The sequence below is a fragment of the Psychrobacter sp. DAB_AL32B genome, assembly GCF_002224105.1.
In the GTDB taxonomy this organism is placed as follows: domain Bacteria; phylum Pseudomonadota; class Gammaproteobacteria; order Pseudomonadales; family Moraxellaceae; genus Psychrobacter.
Genome location: NZ_NEXU01000137.1, coordinates 1 through 558, shown reverse-complemented (window position 1 = coordinate 558; position 558 = coordinate 1). Strand labels below are relative to the sequence as shown.

The 558-nt window shown below is 42.8% G+C and carries 1 protein-coding gene; it reads left to right on the top strand.

What is annotated here, in order from left to right; genetic code table 11:
* Positions 1-44: 44 nt before the first annotated feature.
* Positions 45-558, top strand: a 514-nt coding sequence (locus CAN34_RS13660) for a helix-turn-helix domain-containing protein (protein WP_089556106.1), incomplete at its 3' end; no start/stop codon positions are given.

Sequence of the window (558 nt, the reverse complement as noted above, 5' to 3'; positions counted from 1 at the left end):
TGAACTGACCCCCATAAGTTGGACACAACTTATGGGGTATTTTTATGCGTTACACACTAGACTTCAAGATCGAAGTCATCGCATACTATCGGCAAGGACATACCGGACTTGCCACAAGTGAGAAGTTTAAAGTAGATTCGAAACTTGTACAAAAATGGGTTAAGCAATACCAAAGCGGTGGCATAGATGCCATCAAGCCAAAGTCGAGTAAAGCTCACTATAGTCGCGAGTTTAAACATCACGTGATTACGACCATGTTAGAGCAAGGATTAAGTCAATCCGAGGTCGCTTTAACGTTCAACATCAGCTCACCTGCCTTAATTAGTCATTGGCACAAAGCGTATCGGCTTTATGGCATGTCTGGACTAATATCCAAACGTAAAGGTAGAACCGCCATGACCAAGCCATTTATTACCGACAAACCAGATGATGAAAAAACACTAGCAGAACTCAAACGTGAGAATGAATACCTACGTGCGGAGGTTGCCTACCTAAAAAAGCTAGATGCCTTGCTCAAACAAAAGGAACAAGCAGTGATAAAGCAAGGCTCATCGAAGG